This window comes from Streptococcus sp. 263_SSPC (assembly GCF_001071995.1).
Classification (GTDB): domain Bacteria; phylum Bacillota; class Bacilli; order Lactobacillales; family Aerococcaceae; genus Granulicatella.
Map to the genome: position 1 here is coordinate 47,591 of NZ_JVNU01000029.1, position 18,331 is coordinate 65,921.

18 protein-coding genes and 1 other annotated feature are annotated in these 18,331 nt (G+C 37.8%); of the genes, 1 reads left to right on the plus strand and 17 read right to left on the minus strand.

What is annotated here, in order from left to right:
• Positions 1-145 precede the first annotated feature (145 nt).
• From fusA to ADH02_RS04365, 8 genes are all read right to left on the minus strand, one after another.
• The gene (fusA, locus tag ADH02_RS04330) at positions 146-2,233 is read right to left on the minus strand and encodes an elongation factor G (RefSeq protein WP_048782836.1); all 2,088 of its coding nucleotides are present in this window, start codon (positions 2,231-2,233) and stop codon (positions 146-148) included.
• 71 nt (positions 2,234-2,304) lie between these two features.
• Positions 2,305-2,775 (minus strand): 30S ribosomal protein S7, encoded by a 471-nt coding sequence (rpsG, locus tag ADH02_RS04335; protein ID WP_005607491.1) that lies wholly within the window; start codon positions 2,773-2,775, stop codon positions 2,305-2,307.
• Positions 2,776-2,817: 42 nt separating this feature from the next.
• Complete coding sequence (gene rpsL, locus ADH02_RS04340) at positions 2,818-3,231, minus strand: 30S ribosomal protein S12 (protein WP_005607493.1); 414 nt, start codon at positions 3,229-3,231, stop codon at positions 2,818-2,820.
• A 316-nt stretch (positions 3,232-3,547) separates the two neighbouring features.
• Complete coding sequence (locus ADH02_RS04345) at positions 3,548-3,781, minus strand: DUF2922 domain-containing protein (protein ID WP_048782837.1); 234 nt, start codon at positions 3,779-3,781, stop codon at positions 3,548-3,550.
• A gap of 121 nt (positions 3,782-3,902) precedes the next feature.
• Positions 3,903-4,199 carry a helix-turn-helix domain-containing protein gene (locus ADH02_RS04350; protein ID WP_239681736.1) on the minus strand — a complete coding sequence of 99 codons (297 nt, stop codon included), beginning with the start codon at positions 4,197-4,199 and terminating at the stop codon, positions 3,903-3,905.
• A complete protein-coding gene (locus ADH02_RS04355; RefSeq protein WP_048782840.1) occupies positions 4,141-4,407 on the minus strand; it encodes a hypothetical protein in 267 nt (88 codons plus the stop codon). Before ADH02_RS04355 ends, ADH02_RS04350 begins: the two co-directional genes overlap by 59 nt.
• A gap of 174 nt (positions 4,408-4,581) precedes the next feature.
• Positions 4,582-5,439, minus strand: coding sequence for a class II fructose-1,6-bisphosphate aldolase (fba, locus tag ADH02_RS04360; RefSeq protein ID WP_048782841.1), 858 nt, complete (start codon positions 5,437-5,439; stop codon positions 4,582-4,584).
• Between the two features lie 101 nt (positions 5,440-5,540).
• Positions 5,541-6,446 (minus strand): hypothetical protein, encoded by a 906-nt coding sequence (locus tag ADH02_RS04365; protein ID WP_048782843.1) that lies wholly within the window; start codon positions 6,444-6,446, stop codon positions 5,541-5,543.
• Between the two features lie 199 nt (positions 6,447-6,645).
• Between ADH02_RS04365 and ADH02_RS04370 the strand changes: the two genes are divergently transcribed.
• Positions 6,646-7,887 carry a CapA family protein gene (locus ADH02_RS04370; RefSeq protein ID WP_048782844.1) on the plus strand — a complete coding sequence of 414 codons (1,242 nt, stop codon included), beginning with the start codon at positions 6,646-6,648 and terminating at the stop codon, positions 7,885-7,887.
• A gap of 195 nt (positions 7,888-8,082) precedes the next feature.
• Here ADH02_RS04370 and dltD read toward each other — a convergent pair whose 3' ends face one another.
• The 9 genes from dltD to ADH02_RS04415 all read right to left on the minus strand — a co-directional run bounded on the left by dltD (position 8,083) and on the right by ADH02_RS04415 (position 18,016).
• Positions 8,083-9,246 carry a D-alanyl-lipoteichoic acid biosynthesis protein DltD gene (gene dltD, locus ADH02_RS09590; protein WP_048782847.1) on the minus strand — a complete coding sequence of 388 codons (1,164 nt, stop codon included), beginning with the start codon at positions 9,244-9,246 and terminating at the stop codon, positions 8,083-8,085.
• A gap of 35 nt (positions 9,247-9,281) precedes the next feature.
• Positions 9,282-10,436 (minus strand): D-alanyl-lipoteichoic acid biosynthesis protein DltB, encoded by a 1,155-nt coding sequence (gene dltB, locus ADH02_RS04380; protein WP_048782849.1) that lies wholly within the window; start codon positions 10,434-10,436, stop codon positions 9,282-9,284.
• Positions 10,437-10,610: 174 nt separating this feature from the next.
• The gene (gene dltC, locus ADH02_RS04385; protein WP_048782850.1) at positions 10,611-10,841 is read right to left on the minus strand and encodes a D-alanine--poly(phosphoribitol) ligase subunit DltC; all 231 of its coding nucleotides are present in this window, start codon (positions 10,839-10,841) and stop codon (positions 10,611-10,613) included.
• Between the two features lie 11 nt (positions 10,842-10,852).
• Positions 10,853-12,013 carry a D-alanyl-lipoteichoic acid biosynthesis protein DltB gene (gene dltB, locus ADH02_RS04390; protein ID WP_048782852.1) on the minus strand — a complete coding sequence of 387 codons (1,161 nt, stop codon included), beginning with the start codon at positions 12,011-12,013 and terminating at the stop codon, positions 10,853-10,855.
• Between the two features lie 3 nt (positions 12,014-12,016).
• Positions 12,017-13,495: a D-alanine--poly(phosphoribitol) ligase subunit DltA gene (gene dltA / locus ADH02_RS04395; protein WP_048782854.1), complete on the minus strand. Its 1,479-nt coding sequence runs from the start codon at positions 13,493-13,495 to the stop codon at positions 12,017-12,019.
• A 185-nt stretch (positions 13,496-13,680) separates the two neighbouring features.
• Complete coding sequence (locus tag ADH02_RS04400; protein WP_048782856.1) at positions 13,681-14,847, minus strand: M20 metallopeptidase family protein; 1,167 nt, start codon at positions 14,845-14,847, stop codon at positions 13,681-13,683.
• A gap of 278 nt (positions 14,848-15,125) precedes the next feature.
• The gene (locus ADH02_RS04405; RefSeq protein ID WP_048782858.1) at positions 15,126-15,989 is read right to left on the minus strand and encodes a MetQ/NlpA family ABC transporter substrate-binding protein; all 864 of its coding nucleotides are present in this window, start codon (positions 15,987-15,989) and stop codon (positions 15,126-15,128) included.
• Positions 15,990-16,212: 223 nt separating this feature from the next.
• Complete coding sequence (locus ADH02_RS04410; protein ID WP_048782860.1) at positions 16,213-16,908, minus strand: methionine ABC transporter permease; 696 nt, start codon at positions 16,906-16,908, stop codon at positions 16,213-16,215.
• Between the two features lies 1 nt (position 16,909).
• Positions 16,910-18,016 carry a methionine ABC transporter ATP-binding protein gene (locus ADH02_RS04415; protein WP_048782902.1) on the minus strand — a complete coding sequence of 369 codons (1,107 nt, stop codon included), beginning with the start codon at positions 18,014-18,016 and terminating at the stop codon, positions 16,910-16,912.
• Positions 18,017-18,071: 55 nt separating this feature from the next.
• Positions 18,072-18,307: a binding site (T-box leader), on the minus strand.
• Positions 18,308-18,331: the final 24 nt, after the last annotated feature.

The following is an 18,331-nucleotide window of genomic DNA, read 5'->3' on the forward strand; positions in this document are numbered from 1 at the left end:
ATTCCTCCTAATAATTGAGTTTTGTTAGATTCTATAACAGTATCTACCGATTGTAATTATACCAAAGAACTCTCTTAAAAATCAACTGGTTATGACTGACATAACCAGTCGATTCAGTTCATTTGATAGGATGCAGCGCTAGAGATTATTCTCCGTTACCGCCGTTTTTCTTAATGATTTCTTCTGCAATGCTCTTAGGAACATCTTCATAGTGGTCAAATGTCATACTGAAAGTACCACGACCTTGTGTTGCAGAACGTAATGTAGTTGCGTAACCGAACATTTCTGATAAAGGAATCATACCTTTAACGATTTGTGCGTTACCACGAACTTCAGAACCTTCAACGCGTCCACGACGAGCGTTAACGTGTCCCATTACATCTCCGAAGTATTCTTCAGGAACTGTAATTTCAACAGCCATCATAGGTTCTAAGATAGCAGGTTGAGCTTTCTTAGCAGCAGCTTTCAATGCCATAGAAGCGGCAACTTTGAAGGCTGTTTCAGATGAATCGACATCATGGTATGATCCATCGTAAAGTTTAGCTTTGATGTCAACTAATGGATAACCAGCTAATACCCCGTTTTCCATAGCGTCTTTCAATCCAGCTTCAACTGCAGGGATGTATTCACGAGGAACTACCCCACCGACAATAGCGTTTTCGAATTCGAATCCAGCACCTTCTTCGTTAGGAGTAAATTCAATCCATACGTGACCGTATTGACCTTTACCACCTGATTGACGAACGAATTTACCTTCAGCTTGTGTAGAAGCACGGAATGTTTCACGGTAAGATACTTGAGGAGCACCTACGTTAGCTTCTACTTTGAACTCACGACGCATACGGTCAACGATGATATCCAAGTGTAACTCACCCATACCAGCGATAACTGTTTCACCAGTTTCTTGGTTAGTGTAAGCACGGAATGTTGGATCTTCTTCTGCAAGTTTTTGTAAAGCGATAGCCATTTTATCTTGGTCAGCTTTTGATTTAGGTTCAATAGCAACCTCGATAACTGGATCAGGGAATTCCATTGATTCTAAGATAACTTCCGCTTTTTCGTCACATAATGTGTCCCCTGTAGTTGTATCTTTAAGACCAACTGCAGCAGCGATGTCTCCTGAGAATACTTCTGGAATTTCTTGACGAGAGTTCGCGTGCATTTGTAGGATACGTCCTACACGTTCACGTTTACCTTTCGTTGAGTTCTTAACGTATGAACCTGATTGTAAAGTACCAGAGTACACACGGAAGAATGTTAAACGACCTACGAATGGGTCAGTCATAACTTTGAAGGCCAATGCTGAGAATGGTTCTTCATCTGATGAATGACGTTCTGTTTCTTGGTCTGTGTTAGGATCGATACCTTTAATTGAAGGAACATCTAATGGAGATGGTAAGTAGTCAACTACTGCATCTAACATTAATTGTACCCCTTTGTTTTTGAAGGCAGAACCACATAATACTGGGTAGAACTCTACCGCACATGTAGCTTTACGGATAGCTGCTTTTAATTCAGCTTCTGAAATTTCTTCACCTTCTAAATAGCGTTCCATTAAAGCTTCGTCAGTTTCAGCAACTGCTTCCACTAATTTTTCACGCCATTCTTCAGCTAAATCTTGTAAATCTTCAGGGATATCTGTTTCTTGGATATCTGTACCTAAGTCATTTGTATAGATTTCAGCTTTCATTTTGATTAAGTCAATGATACCAGTGAAGTTGTCTTCAGCTCCGATTGGTAATTGAATTGGGTGTGCATTTGCTTGTAAACGTTCGTGGATTGTACGTACTGAATATAAGAAGTCAGCACCGATTTTATCCATTTTGTTTGCAAATACGATACGTGGAACTCCGTATGTTGTAGCTTGACGCCATACAGTTTCTGTTTGAGGTTCTACCCCAGATTGAGCATCAAGTACAGCTACCGCACCATCTAATACACGTAGAGAACGTTCTACTTCAACTGTGAAGTCCACGTGCCCTGGAGTGTCGATGATGTTGATACGGTGACCTTTCCATTGTGCTGTTGTAGCAGCTGATGTAATAGTGATACCACGTTCTTGTTCTTGTTCCATCCAGTCCATTTGTGAAGCTCCTTCGTGAGTTTCACCAATTTTGTGGATTTTACCAGTGTAATAAAGTACACGCTCAGTCGTTGTAGTTTTACCTGCATCGATGTGGGCCATGATACCAATATTACGAGTATTTTCAAGAGAGAATTCTCTTTTTGCCATCTTCGTTCTACACCTCTTTCTATATTTCTAACAATAAGCGAGACCAAAAAGGTTGAAAAACCTTTTTAATCTTACCAACGATAGTGAGCAAACGCTTTGTTCGCTTCAGCCATTTTATGTGTATCTTCACGTTTCTTAACAGAAGCACCAGTGTTGTTCGCAGCATCCATAATTTCTTTAGCTAAACGAACTTCCATTGTGTCTTCACCACGTAAACGTGAGTAGTTTACTAACCAACGTAAACCTAATGTAGTACGACGGTCTGGACGAACTTCAACAGGAACTTGATAGTTAGAACCCCCTACACGACGAGCTTTAACTTCAAGAACAGGCATAATGTTTTTCATTGCTTGTTCGAAAACTTCCATTGGATCGTTTCCAGTTTTTTCTTTAACGATATCAAATGCGTTATATAAGATTGTTGCAGCTTTACCACGTTTTCCATCTACCATTAAACGGTTGATTAAACGAGTAACTAATTTTGAATTATAAATTGGATCAGGTAAAACATCACGTTTTGCGACAGGACCTTTACGAGGCATTTATAATCCTCCTTTCATTTAATGAGTGTTTTATTTTTTTAATTATTTTTTAGGACGTTTAGTACCGTATTTAGAACGGCCTTGCATACGGTTGTTAACTCCTGCAGTGTCTAAAGCACCACGAATGATATGGTAACGTACCCCTGGTAAGTCTTTTACACGTCCACCACGGATTAACACAACGCTGTGTTCTTGTAAGTTGTGACCGATACCTGGAATGTACGCAGTTACTTCGATTAAGTTAGATAAACGTACACGAGCGTATTTACGTAACGCTGAGTTAGGTTTTTTAGGTGTCATAGTACCTACACGAGTACATACACCACGTTTTTGTGGAGAGTTTGTATTCGTTTGTGATTTTTTGAAACTGTTATAGCCTTTACCTAACGCTGGAGAAGCTGATTTCTCAACTGCTGATTTACGAGGTTTACGGACTAATTGGTTAATAGTTGGCATTAAGCTCTTCCTCCTTCCCTAACGGGTTCTTCTTGGTCCACACTTCCGGGCGGACCATTTTTTGTTAAAAATTAAAAGACATCACTGTCTCATAAAATGGCCTTCTTACCAGTCAGCACGACTGATTTGATTACTTATCAGGAATCAGGTATAAAAGCACCTCTAATAGAATAGCATTTCTCCTTCAACACGTCAAGAATTTTCTTAAGAGAAAATGTTCCCTTTTATTCGGTACAATCTATATAGAAGAAACTTACTCCACAAATAAATATCCACCGTCTTAGCCGGTGGATATTTATTCGATTATTTATTGTTGTTAAAGAAAGACATCCACTCTCCGCGTCTTATAATAAGCATTTCTTCGTCCTTCATACAATTGTACTCCGTCTTTTTCAAAAAGATTAGCTCCTATAATACTCTCCATTGCTATATTAGCTGAATCCTTCTTCAATTTATCCTTAGGACGTGAAATAATCAGGTTCTTTGTTTTTCTGTCACTCCCTTTGAATCGTAAATGCAGTTTCTTCTCAACAAATGTATGATGTGTCATAATTTTTCCTCCTCATTTCTATTCATAATCTAATAAGTCTTACACTTATAAAAACAAATTTAGGAGTTAAATTGCTATGCTCTAAGAGATTTTTTCTGTGAACAATTGTAATTTTGTAATGCTACTTAGGCAGTTTTTTCTTTTTTACTTTCACTTCTACATCATATCCACATCGATAAGCTAAATCCAACAGAGTAAGAATAGTTGGATTATGGTCTCCGCTCTGCAATCTCGAAAGATTTGATGCTTTAAGATCGACTTCTTTTGCAAAATCTTCTAAAGAAAGTCCTGTCACCGTCTGTAACTTTGTCATTTGTAACGCAACTCGCTGCATCATCATTTCCTTTTCTAAATCATACTCAAACGTCGGATATTCTGATGAAAGCTTGCAAAGTTTTGAAGTTAGGTACGTCCCCATCGTCCATCTCCTCCTTAACATTTTTTGAAAGGGTTATTAGCAATCCGTGTTTTCCTTTATACCATCGACCCCATTTTTGAATCATCTCTTCTGTTAACCCATCTTCTTGCAGTATTTTTAATATGGCTGCATACTTTACTTTTTCTTTGTATGAATACTCATCTAGCTGATCTACCATATCTCTTTCGATTTTAAACTTGCGCTTCATTTCTCCCACCTCCACACCTTAAAATTATCATATATGATAATTATCACATATGATAATATTGCTCTTTTATGGTATTATTTTGCTCAAATAAATATCCACCGGCTTAGCCAGTGGATATTTATTGGTCTAATTAAAAAGAGACAGGCGAAATCACCTGTCTCAAAATAGTAATTATTAAGCTTTTCCTGTTGAACCGAAGATGTCCATTGTTTCTTTTGTAATCTTAACGATTGCATCGAAACCAGGTTTGATAATTTTACGTGGGTCATAAACACCAGCGTCTGCGTTTAATTTAGCACGAACTGCTGCTGTCCATTGTTGTTGTAATTCAGTGTTAACGTTGATTTTAGCATGTCCACGTTCGATTGCTTTTTTGATTTGGTATTCTGGGATACCTGATCCACCGTGTAATACTAATGGAGCCCCTGTAGCTTCTGAGATTGCTAACATTTCATCGAAACCTAATACTGGTTCACCTGAGTAAGTTCCGTGAACAGAACCTAAAGCTGCTGCTAAAGCATCGATGTGAGCTTCTTTAACCATACGTACACATTCGTTTAAGTCAGCGTAGTTGATTCCTCCAGTTACGCCATCTTCAGTACCACCTACAGTACCTACTTCAGCTTCAACTGAAACTCCTTTTGGATGTGCATATTCTACAACTTCTTTAGTTAACGCGATGTTTTCATCGATTGGGAAGTGAGAGTGGTCAAACATTACTGAGCTGAATCCAGCGTCGATGTATTGTTTACATACTTCTACTGAAGAACCGTGGTCTAAGTGTAATGCTACTGGAACAGTGATGTTCATTGCATCTAATAATGCATTTACCATAGCAGAAACAACTGTAGGACCACCCATGTATTTACCAGCGCCTTCAGATACACCTAAGATAATTGGTGAGTTAGCTTCTTGAGCTGCTGTTAATACTGCTTGTGTCCATTCTAAGTTGTTGATGTTGAATTGACCAACAGCGTATTTACCTTCTTTAGCTTTTTGTAACATTTCAGTCATGCTTACTAAACGACTCATGTTTTAGTTCCTCCTTGATGCTTACAGCATTTATTTTTAACGGTCTTATTATAACGTATTTCCTTTTATTTTTCCACCCTTTGTCGTTTTATTACAGTTTTTTAAGGTTTAGGAACTTTTGGTTGCGCTATCTTTTTTCGAAACAGTTTATAAAGGACGAATCCAGCAACCCCTATACCTACCACAACAATGGAAGACTCTTTCCACGGAACGACAACGCCATTCGGTCTCGCATCACCACTTGTCAAACCTAATTGATGTTCCTTAGCGAACTCGCGCACTACTTCTTTAGCCTCATTAAACGGATAGAACCGATCAAGTGATAACTCACCTTTTACATTTGAGATGCCACCTTCTACTAAAGGAAACTCATGAAACATCACTTGGTATTCCCCATCAACTTTTATAAGCACTACCGGAATTTGTAGTTCTTTGGGCACAACAAACAAAATCTTTTCAACATTCAAGTTCTCTCTGGCAATCACTTCCTGTGCCGCTGTCACAATCGAATGCTTATTTTTCTCATAAGTGCTCACATATGCAACTGTCCATTTTCCTTGTGACTGAATCAGTTTTTCTCCTTCTTCTTTTGTCAGATATCCCTGCTTCACTTTAGCTTCTATTTCCGACGAATTTGCTGGGCCTCCTATATAAAGATGCGCCTCTTTCTCCAATGAAGGATTCTTTATCGGAACCACCCATTTGTAGTGACTATCTGTTACGAGACGTTCAATCTCTTCGCTATCTAGATTCTTTTCCTCTTTAAACAGCGGTACATCATAGTACGTCTCGACCGCATGTTCAAAATCAACACCTTCTATATGTTCGTCACCATCGCGAGACATATTAAGAATTTCTTCTTCTAGATGAACAATCTCGTCCCTAGAATGAATCGAGGCTCCCGTTTCTCCATACACACTAGCTACTCTAACCCGCACTAGAACTAAAATAATCAAAGCAGCAAAACAACAGAAGATTCTTAGAAGAAACCTAATCGACTTATCCATTTCCCTACACCCTTCCTATAACAATTTCCTATAAAAAACTATCACCTACTGCCTTCAACTAAATTATATAGCTATCAGCTGAGTAATTCTAGAGGATATTGTGATTAAATTATTTATTTCTTCATATTCCAAAATTACTATTTAAATAGGAATTAATTCGGGGTATAATACAGTTACAACAGGTATTGGAGGGGAATATATGAGAGGCAATTCACAGAATGACAAGATTAAGCGAATGGAATTTTATGGGGTTTGTATCTTATCTGCATTTACGATTACGGCAGGATTCCTTACTCGTCCCTCCGCGCAAGAAAGCATAGAGACTGTTCAAACACAAAAGACTTCGGGCGAACAAAACCAAGATGCTACACCAAATAAACTGCAGTCACCACCAACGAATAAGCAAGTTGCTCGCATCACCGCAAGCGGAGATATGCTCTATCATGATATTGTTTATGGAAGTGCATTTGATGGGACATCATATGATTTCAAAAATGACTATGAACAAATTACCCCACTCGTATCCAGCGCGGACCTTGCGATTGGAGATTTCGAAGGAACCATCAACCCAAACGAACCCCTTGCTGGATATCCAATTTTCAATGCGCCAGAAGAAGTGATTCAAAGCATCAAAGACGCAGGATACGATGTACTCGACTTAGCGCATAATCATATTCTTGATACAGGCATCGAAGGGTTGAAATACACAGCCAATGCTTTTCGTAAAAACGGACTTGATATTTTCGGGGTAAAAGTCGACCCATCTGAAGGCATTCTTGTAAAAGAAGTCAATGGCATTAAAGTCGCTATCCTTGGATTTGCGTATGGCTTCAACGGAATCGAAGCAAGCCTTACCGACGAAGAATATAACAACCACTTATACGATTTGAATATGCAAAAAGTGAAGCAACTCATCCAACGCGCTGAAGAAATTGCCGACTTTACGATTGTGTTGCCACAAATGGGAGAAGAATATCACCTTCATCCAACACAAGGACAAATTGATACGTATCACCAAATGATTGAATGGGGTGCGGACGTGATTTTTGGCGGACATCCACACGTCATTGAACCGACCGAAACTATCACTAAAGACGGTGAAAAGAAATTCATCATCTACTCGATGGGGAATCTCCTTTCTAACCAACGACTTGAAACGCTTGATGATATTTGGACAGAACGTGGTGTGATAATGGATATTACTATCGAAAAAGAAAAGGGAAAGACCACACTCACAAGTGTTAAAGCCCATCCAACATGGGTTTCCCGCACAAGAATAGACCGGACCTTCGAAGGAAGACAAGCCTATGATTACCAAATTTTTCTCGCTGAAAACTATATGCCAGGAGGCCCTCTAGAGCATACCGTCGATAAAGAAACGCTTGAGCGAATCCAATCCACCTATAACGAAGTAAACGAACTATTAAATATTAAATTCTAAACAAAAAAGAGGGGATTGCCCCCTCTTTTTTATACTTAAAGCAGTGATCAAAGTCATATTGATTATCACTAAAATTCACTATAAATAAACTCCTGAACATTCGAGAAATCAGTTACTAAACAATAGATAACTAAACCTAAAATAACCACATAGAAGAAAGCAGTCCATAGAACGAACTTTTGTTTATCCGTTGCATTATTTAGAAAATTCATATAGATTTTTTTCAACTTCCATCCATCCTTTCACACCCACGTGCATCACATCAAACAAGAAATAATCCTCATATTCTCTGTCACCATAGTTTAACACTTTTACGCCGAACTGATTAGCTACACTCTCGATTTTTCTATAAGTCTTTTCACGCATCTCTCTGGAAACTCCAGTATAGTCATTCCATTTACCATTAACTGGGAAAATAATCACTTCAACTTCAATTCCCAATTCTTTTGCCACCGTTAAGAAAATCTCAAAATCTGAGTACTCTGGCGATTCAGTATAATCAATATCTTTATATGCGCCTTTCAACGAATCAAGTCTTTCTCTTAAGTACGTATCATAATATTTATTATCGACTCCAAACTCATTGTTATTTGTTTTCTTTTTCACTTCATCCACAAATTTTTCAGCCATCTCTTCCCAGTTATAGTTTGGAGTTGCTTCTCCGCTTACTGGATAATCTGATTTACTATGATTTCGATAAAACATTAATTTTAATTTAAAGGAATAAAGCATTTTATCAAAACCCATCAATAAACGGTCGATAAAAGTCCCTTCATTCTCTACTAAAACTTTTTTGTACTTTTTATAGAGGTCGTTTTGTTGTTTATTTCCCTTTGTGATTTCAATAATTCTATCAATCAGTTTTTCTTTAGTTTCTTTACTAATTTTATCATTCGTCAACGCATTATAAATATGTTCTTGCGAAGCTTTATTCAAAAATGCATCCCGATGCGTACCATCTTTTTCATACCATTGTACAGATTCAATAATAGCAACCTTTCGCTTCTTCATTCCTTCTTCAATTGATGCTAAAGTGGTTGCTTGAATGATATTTTGAGAATAACTCGTTCCAATTTGCATGATATTAAAATCTTTATAATTAAAAATTTTATTTGGATGATAATCCTCATTAATCGTAGCTACTAACTCCGAAGACCCTAATAATACCAAAGTATTCACGTCAATATTACTCGTTAGAATATCCTTGCTTTTATATTTTTCATAATTAGTACTATAACGAATGCTATTGTCATTTACTTTATAATAATCGTCTACTTTCTTTACATAAGTCATACTTAGCAAGATAAGCGTTATTATAACGAGTACAATTGATGTTAAAAATGCTTTTAATTTTATCATCTTATTCTACACTTTCTCCAATCTTCAAATTTTAATTATCTTTTTAAAATCGACATTATTAACTTTAATGGTTCTCCAGAGAAAATAAAGAAACCAATAAACACCAAGTGCATTGTGACAAACCAGCTAGTTAGTTTATACCATGTTTTATTCTTATTCTTTTTATAGAATTTTGATTTCTTTTGATACCATTCAAACCCTGCCATCAAGAAACCATGATACACCCCATAAATAACATAACTTATACTTAATCCGTGCCAAAAACCCATCACACACATATTAACCATATATGCAAATGAAGCATTTTGTAATCTGCTTTTGAACAACTTTTTCTTCATCGCATTCATTAGCACTCTAGAAAAAACAAAGTCTCTTAACCAAGTTGATAAAGTAATATGCCATCTTGTCCAGAAATCTTTAATATCTATACTCAAAAATGGTTTGTTGAAATTCATAGGAGTTTGAACCCCCAAGATATTACTAGTTCCTACCGCCATTAAACTGTACCCGGCAAAATCAAAGAAAAGATACAATGTGTATAAATACATATACTTCACAGAATAAGTTAAAGTTCCTGTGTTTTTTAAAGCCGATAACATTTGATAAACATATGTTGAAAACATAATTTTATACAGAAGCCCTAGGACTACCCTATAAACGCCAGTTCCTGCTAATTCCAAATAAGCTTCTCTTGGCATAATTGTTTTAATATCATCAAAGAATCTTCTACTACGATCAATCGGACCTGAACTAACAGTTGGGAAAAACAATAAAAATTGTAAATAATCCAAGAAACTATATTTTTCCTTAATAATACCATCTGATATCTCTATCATTATCTGTATTGTTTTAAATGACATATAAGAAATTCCGATAAAAGCCATTAAGTGAAGACTCGTAATCGCGAATATCTTATTAATTACTAACGGGACAACAGATAATAGGCTCAATGTTTTTAACCACTTTTTTTCTAACCTATTGGACAGCATCACAAGAAGATATTGATAAATAATAAACGCCACGAGGTAAACAACCATTTTTTTGCTTTGCCCATAAATTGTCCCTGCAAAAATTAGCGAGATTGCAAGTATATAAACCTCTTTCTTTTTCCCAAAAAAATTTAATACAAATCCACCGCAAAGAACAATTAATAAGAAAAGGAAAAATTCAAGTCCCTCGAAATAATTCATTCTGTAAAAACCTCCTACAATCTATAAAAATATATTCATCCTTCAATAGTTTTTTCCATTATAGCATGATTTCCGCTAAAATCTATAACTCTTTAAAACATGCAATAAACTAAAAGAAAAATCGGTCCAAGTATAACTCGAACCGATTCTTTACATTTTATTTGTAACAATATATTAATTTGTTCTTTCAGAAACGTACTTAATAATTTTATTTGGAGTATCGATTTCTTCATAAGTCACTTCTGTTGGAGCCACTTCGATACCAAACTCTTCTAAGCGAACAAGAAGTTCAACGAATGCTAATGAATCCATTAACCCTTCTTCTTTTAAGTTGATGTCTTTATCTTCGTATACTACTTCATCTTCGCAAATTTCTTCTAAAATTTCTAAAATTCTTTCTTCCACGGAAATCCCTCCTATTGCATTGAAATTAATTTACTTATCCATAATAATGGTTTTCCTGAAAAAATCAAGAATCCTAACATTACTAAATGCATCGTAATGAGCCAGCTTGTGATTTTATACCATGTCTTATTCTTGTTTTTCTTATAAAACTTCGACTTCTTCTGATACCATTCAAATGACGCCATCAGTACCCCGTGATACACACCGTAGATGATGTAGTCCAGCGTCACCCCATGCCAAAATCCCATAAAGGTCATATTGATCATATAGGCCACCATCGCCGTCGTCAGTCTCTTCTTGAATACTTTCTTACGCATAAACCGCATTACAACACGCGAGAACACAAAGTCACGTAGCCATGTCGATAGCGTAATATGCCATCTGTTCCAGAAGTCTTTGATGTCGATACTGATAAATGGAAAATTAAAGTTCATCGGCGTTTCAACACCTAGAATATTACTTGCCCCTACCGCCATTAAACTATATCCAGCAAAGTCAAAGAACAAGTACGCGGTATAAAGATACATATAACCGATAAGATAGGTCACATCTTTTTCTACCGGCCCGTTCATATGTTGAAATACCATTCCGGATAATACCAACTTATAGAATAAACCTAATACTAATCTAAAAATACCAGTACCTGCGAGTTCTAAGTACTCCCCTCGGCTTCTTTGTTTGTGCCAATCATCCATAAAACGTCGACTACGGTCAATCGGTCCAGAACTTAGCGCTGGGAAAAATAACAAGAAATGCGTGTAATCGAGAACAGACAGTGGTTTTTCAATCAACTCGTCATATATCTCGATAATGATTTGGACTAATTTGAAGGTCATATAAGAAATTCCTAAAAATCCAAATCCATTCACATGAAACACAGGTAAAACTTTCACCACAATTAACGGCAATCCTGCTAACAACACCATAATCGGCATTGTCTTCTTGCGATCCTTCAGCTTAGAGGTCATCTGCATCAAAATGTACCCTAACACTACAAATCCCAATAGCGCAATCAGTTGGTCCGGCGTTTTAATAAACACGAAATAGACCATCACTACTGAGAATAGTAATGATAGATAATACGTAGATTTTTGAAAGACATTTAATATGAACGCTATGATCAAAACGAGTCCTAGCGTCATGAAGAAAGAGAGACCTTCAAAATAATGCATCGACTACACAAGCTCCTTCAATTGTTTTTTATCAATTTTACCATTGTTATTTAATGGCATTTCGTCTAAGAAGACGACTTTCTTTGGAATCATATATTCCGGCACATGTTGCGCCAATTCTTTTTTCACGAGTTTAACTGTTTCAAAACGTTTTTCGATCGGTTCATTATACACGACAAATGACGTAATGGATTTTACTTTTCCATCCATTAGTACTGGAACAGTTGCAGCTTGACGAATTTTCGGATTCTTTAATAAGTTATTATCGATATCTTCCAACTCGATACGGTGACCATGTAATTTGATTTGGAAATCGATTCGTCCTTCGCAGAATAATAAATCTCCTTCGAAATGTCCCACATCTCCCGTACGGTACGCACGCTCACCATCCACTTCAAAGAAATGTTTCGCATTCATTTCAGGGTTTTCATAATAACCTTTTGCGACTGTATTTCCGTAAATGATGATTTCTCCGCTTTCTGGGCCATCAATTAACACGGTTGTTCCAGGCTTAATCACACCTACTGGTAGATTATCTGGATACTTCTCTAATAATTCTCTTGTTAATGGCATCCATGTTACCATAACGGTTGATTCCGTTGGACCATACGTGTTCACCACTTCCGCACGCGGGAACCGTTCCATTAATTTTTCAACAGTGGCGCTAAATAACTTCTCCCCACAGAACACAAATTGCTCTAATTCAGGGAGCAATTCTTGGTTAAAACTTGGATCCACTAAGCACATTTCCGCAAATGATGGCGTTGAAATCCATACAGTCGCTTTTGATTCTTCTAATGTTTTAAATAACACTTTGAAATCTTGCAAGTGTTCTTTATCAATTTGAACAAGTGGCGCATGCATATAAAGCGCTGGCCAAAGTGACATTACTGATAAATCAAATGAGAACGGTGGATGTCCAAGAAACACTTGTGGTCCTTTCTCTCTGTAATAACCTGTATACCAATCTAAAAAGTGGTTCAAGTTATTGTAAGTAATCGAAACTCCTTTCGGCTTTCCTGTACTTCCTGAAGTAAAGATAATATAGAAAACATCTTCACCTTGAACATAATGGTCTTTTGAAATACGTTCCGTCGTAGAAGCAATCACTTCTTTTGCTTCAGAAACCGTCAACGTTGGTACATCTAGTGAAATTTCTTCACTTACGAGCACAACGGGACTCTTTACTGTCGCAATGATATCTTCAACGCGGTCGATTGGTGTATTTACATCAACCGGGCAATAGGCATGACCTGATTTTACACAAGCCAAGAAGTACACCAACATAAATGGATGTTTATGTCCATAGACTACGATTGGAGATTTATTTCCTTTATACGTTTCATTTAAGTATGCCGCTAGCTTATCTGAGTACTCCCAGACAAGGCTAGCGGTCAATTCTTCTTCCAACATCAAGTCATGTTTGTATACTACTTTATCTTCTGCACAATTTTCCGCTAATCGTTCTAATAATGGAATCATTTTATCCTCCTAAATCAACTTACACATTCTCTTTCTGAAAAACAACTGTTCTATTTTCAGACACAAAAGAATTATAGCATATGGCTTCTTTCTTGCCTATGACATTTCCACAAATATTAATTTTTTTTAACGTTTTTAAGTAAAAAAGAGGGTCGAAAACCCTTTCGACCTTCTTCTCTAACTTTCTATGCAAGTCTGCTTAAGAAATACTTCACTTCGATTTCAACGCCTAATGCTAATACTCGTTCATCAATATCGAATTTTTCATGGTGATGTCCATAAGCTGTGTCTTCGCCAGATTGGCTACCTAGCAATCCATAAACACCCGGTTTATTCACTAAGTAATCCGCAAAATCATCAGCACCCATAGATGATTCGTATTTTGTAATTAAGTTGTCGATTCCTTCTACTTTCGAAACTACTTTTTGGAATTCTTCTGCTAGCTCTGGAGTATTAATCACTGGAGCAGCCGCATCATACCAATCAATTTCAAAATCGCAACGGTTCAGTTCAGCAATACCTTTTGCGATACGTGTGACAGCTTCTTTCAAGTGCGCACGCGTTTCATGACTGAATGCACGAATCGTTCCTTCGATTTCAGCATCGTTGGCAACGATATTGTAACGAGTTCCCGCATTTAATTTACCAACTCCGACAACAGCACGGTCGATTGGATTCACTTCGCGTGCGACGATGGTTTGCAATGCAACGACAACTTCACTGGCTGTTACTAGCGCGTCATGTCCTAAATGAGGACGTCCAACGTGCGCGCTCTTTCCTGTGATTTTGATTTTAAAAATATCACATGAAGCATTCACTGGTCCACCTTCAACCGCAAACGATCCAACGGGTAGTCCTGAATTTACGTGAATTGCAAAGGATTCATCGATATTATCGATTTTTCCAGAAGCGACAAATTGCTTCGCTCCCGCACCGATTTCTTCTGCAGGTTGGAACGCGATTAAGACGGTCCCTGCAAATGAATCTTTCAATTCATTCAAGACTCTAGCCGTTCCTAGCCCCATTGTCGTATGCGCATCATGTCCACAAGCATGGTTTAATCCTGGACGTTTAGACGCATAAGGTTTACCAGTGCAGTCAGGAAGTTCGAGCGCATCGATGTCAGCTCGAAGTAAAACTTTCTTTCCTTCTCCTTTACCACCTTTAATAATGGCTAAAGTACCTGTTTCCCCCACCTTTTCAAATGGGATTCCAAATGATGTTAATTCTTTTTGAATGTAGGCTGCAGTTTCATACTCTTTTAAGCTTGATTCTGGATTTTCATGGAAATGTCTTCTTGTTGCGACAAGATATTCTTCTAACGCTTGTGCTTTTTGTTTAATTTCACTCATCGTCTTTGCCTTCTTTCATTGAATAAAGAGGCATGCTAGGCACGCCTCTTAAGGTTTTGTTTTTTCTAAATGTAACATATAAGTTACATTTTGCTTTTTCTCTCAACTAGTAGTCGAACTCGGGCTCACAGCCTAGTAGTCGAGCTCGCCATCGCAGAAATCACGTTCACTTCCCGAAACGTACGCAGAACGTTTCACGTTCCTTCTCTTTTGTTTCAAATCCTTCGCACTGTGAAGGATTTTCCAGTGTTCGATTTCTGAACGCGATATCTCGCATCCTAGTTGTTTAATTTAGCTTTTTCCCAAACTGGTACGTTAGCACCTTTTGAAACTTCTTCGATTTTCTTAGCTGTTTCTGGTGATTGGTAGTATTCTACGATTTTTTTGTAAACTTCGTTGTTTTCGTTACCTTCTTTAGCAGCGATTACGTTGTAGTAAGGTTGTGAAGAATCAGTAATTTGTTCGATGAAGATAGCATCTTTTGTTGGTTGGAATCCAGCTTCAACAGCGAAACCGTTGTTGATTAATGAAGCAGCAACATCATCTAAAGCACGAGCTGTTTGTCCAGCAGGTAATTCTTTGATTTGGATGTTTTTAGGATTTTCAACGATATCATCTTTAGTTGCTAAAGTGTTGTTAGGATCTTTTAATTTGATTACGCCAGCTGCGTGTAGTAAACGTAATGCACGTGAGTTGTTTGAAGTATCTTCAGGAATAGCGATTGTATCGCCATCTTTTAATTCACTTACGTTTTTGATTTTCTTAGAGTAAACACCCATTGGAGCAATAACTGTGTAGCCGATTGGTTTGATGTGTGTTCCTTGTTCTTTGTTGAAACGTTCTAGGTAAATAATTGTTTGGAATGAGTTCAAATCAACGTCGCCATTTTCTAACGCTTGGTTAGGTTGTACGTAGTCAGTGAATTCTACTAATTCAACTTCAATACCTTCTTTTTCTTTCAAGCGAGCAATAACATCGTCCCAAACTTCGTGGTTACCAGCGTTAACCCCGATTTTAACGTGTTTGTTTTCTTGTTTTGCTTCTGATGAAGCTGAGCTTCCAGAGTTTGATGTTTGTGCAGCTCCACATGCCGCTAATGTTAATGCTGCCGCTGCAGCTACGAATAATTTTTTAATGTTCATTTTGTTTTCCCCTTTTTGTTTTGGTTTGTTTTTTGTTTTTGGATGAGATTGGTCGCATCCTGGTTAGTTGAACGCGGGCTGTTGGGCTCGAATTCAGTGTAGTTGAACTCGGGCTCACAGGACTGACATCCACTTCCCGAAACGTACGCAGAACGTTTCACGTTCCTTCCGTCGTTTCGGTCCAGTGATTCAGTCCTGAGCGTTCGCCCTCGTATCCTGGTTTTTATTTAGTGGCTTTTTTCTCTAAATAGTCACCGATTGCTTGGCAGATGAAGACGATGATTAACATGATAATTGTGGCTACCACGATAACGTCTCCTTGGAATCGGTTATAACCTCGTGAGATGGCTACGTTACCGATACCGCCGGCACCAAACGCTCCGGCCATGGTTGTTAAACCAATTAAGCTGATAATTGTTAGTGAGCTTGCACGGATTAAGCTTGGCAAGCCTTCTTTTAAGTACACGCGGAAGATAATTTCTAGCGGTGTACATCCCATTGCTTCACTCGCTTCGATAACCCCTTTATCTACTTCGGTCAACGCTAATTGCACTTGACGAGAGTAGAATGGAACGGTTGCGAATACTAGCGGAACGATCGCTCCTGGAATACCAATGGTTGTTCCTACAATTGCACGAGTTACTGGAATCAGTAACATGGCAAGGATGATAAATGGAATCGAACGGAATAAGTTCACCACTTTATCAAGTACCAAGTACAATCCTTTGTTTTCAAGGATGTTTCCTTCACGCGTAACAACCAGTGTCACACCTAAAGCGATTCCTAAGATACCAGCGATTAAACCTGTTAATCCAACCATGATTAATGTATCAATTGTTGCTTTTTGAATTTCCGCCCATACTTTTGCGTCGATGTTTGGAAACCAAGTTTTAAAATCGATATAGGCTAATAAATTCATCTTAGGCACCTCCCTTTTCTTCTAAGACTTCTACTGAAACGCCTTGTCCTTTAATGTAAGAAAGTGCATTTTCGATGCTTTCTTGTTCGCCTGATAAACCAACCAATAATGTTCCTACTGGAGTTTCTTGGATGATTTCCACGTTGGCGAATAAGATATTCGCTGCCACTTGGAATTGAGTCGATAATTTCGTAATCAACGGTTCCCCTGTTGAAGCACCGACGAATGAAATTTTCACTAAGTAATCTCCATCTTTCAGATTCAATAACTGTTCGTGTGAGAGAACTGTTTCAATTCCTTGGTTGATATGAGTTGCTGTGTCAATGAAGTCTTTTGTTAAGTTGCGTTGTGGGTTTGTAAAGATATCAAGCACTGTTCCTTGCTCAATCACTTCACCGTCTTCCATTACGGCCACCTTATTACAAATTTCTTTTACGACTTGCATCTCATGCGTGATAATCACAATCGTAATTCCTAATTGCTCGTTTACCTTCTTCAACAACTCTAAGATTGAGTAAGTTGTTTTAGGGTCAAGCGCACTTGTCGCTTCGTCACAGAGCAATACGTCTGGGTCGTTGGCTAACGCACGGGCAATCGCCACACGTTGTTTTTGTCCCCCAGATAGTTGGCTTGGATAGCTGTTTGCTTTATCTTCAAGACCAACCAATTGTAAGAGAGAATCCACTTTCTCTTTAATTTCTTTCTTCGTTAACTTCACCAATTTTGGTTCCGCGTTTGGATCAACAGCTGTTTCTCCTTCTTCCACTAGCGGTTTCTTCGCTTTTTTCAGCGGGAAAGCCACATTGTCAAAGACGCTTAACGTATTCATTAAGTTGAAGTGTTGGAAAATCATCCCAATTTTCTTACGTGCGTCACGCAATTCATTTGGTTTCAATTTCAATAAATCTACGCCATTGACTTCCACATTTCCACTAGTAGGACGTTGAAGTAAGTTAATGGTACGAACTAGCGTACTTTTACCAGCACCACTATATCCGATAATTCCATAGATATCCCCGTCTTCCACATTGACAGAAACATTTCGAACGGCTTTTACGACTTTCTTACCTTGCGTAAAGGTCACGTCGATATTTTCTAATTTAATCATGTGTGCTCCTTTCTTTTGTTCAAACAAAAATCGCCCCCTCACTAACATGGGTTAGCAAAAGGACGAGTCAAATTCTCGTGTTACCACCTTTGTTTATAGTATTCTCACAAACACTATCTCAGCCTGTTTCAATCAAAACAGAAAGCTGTATCGGGCTTACCCGTAATCGTCTAATCATTCGACGATTAACACTCCGAGGCCATCTTCAAAGCTTCCACTAATGTCTCTTCTCACCAACCGAGACTCTCTACTGAAAAGTTCCACTTTTACTCTTCTCATCAACGTGTCTTATAAACATGTTAATAGGATACCAGC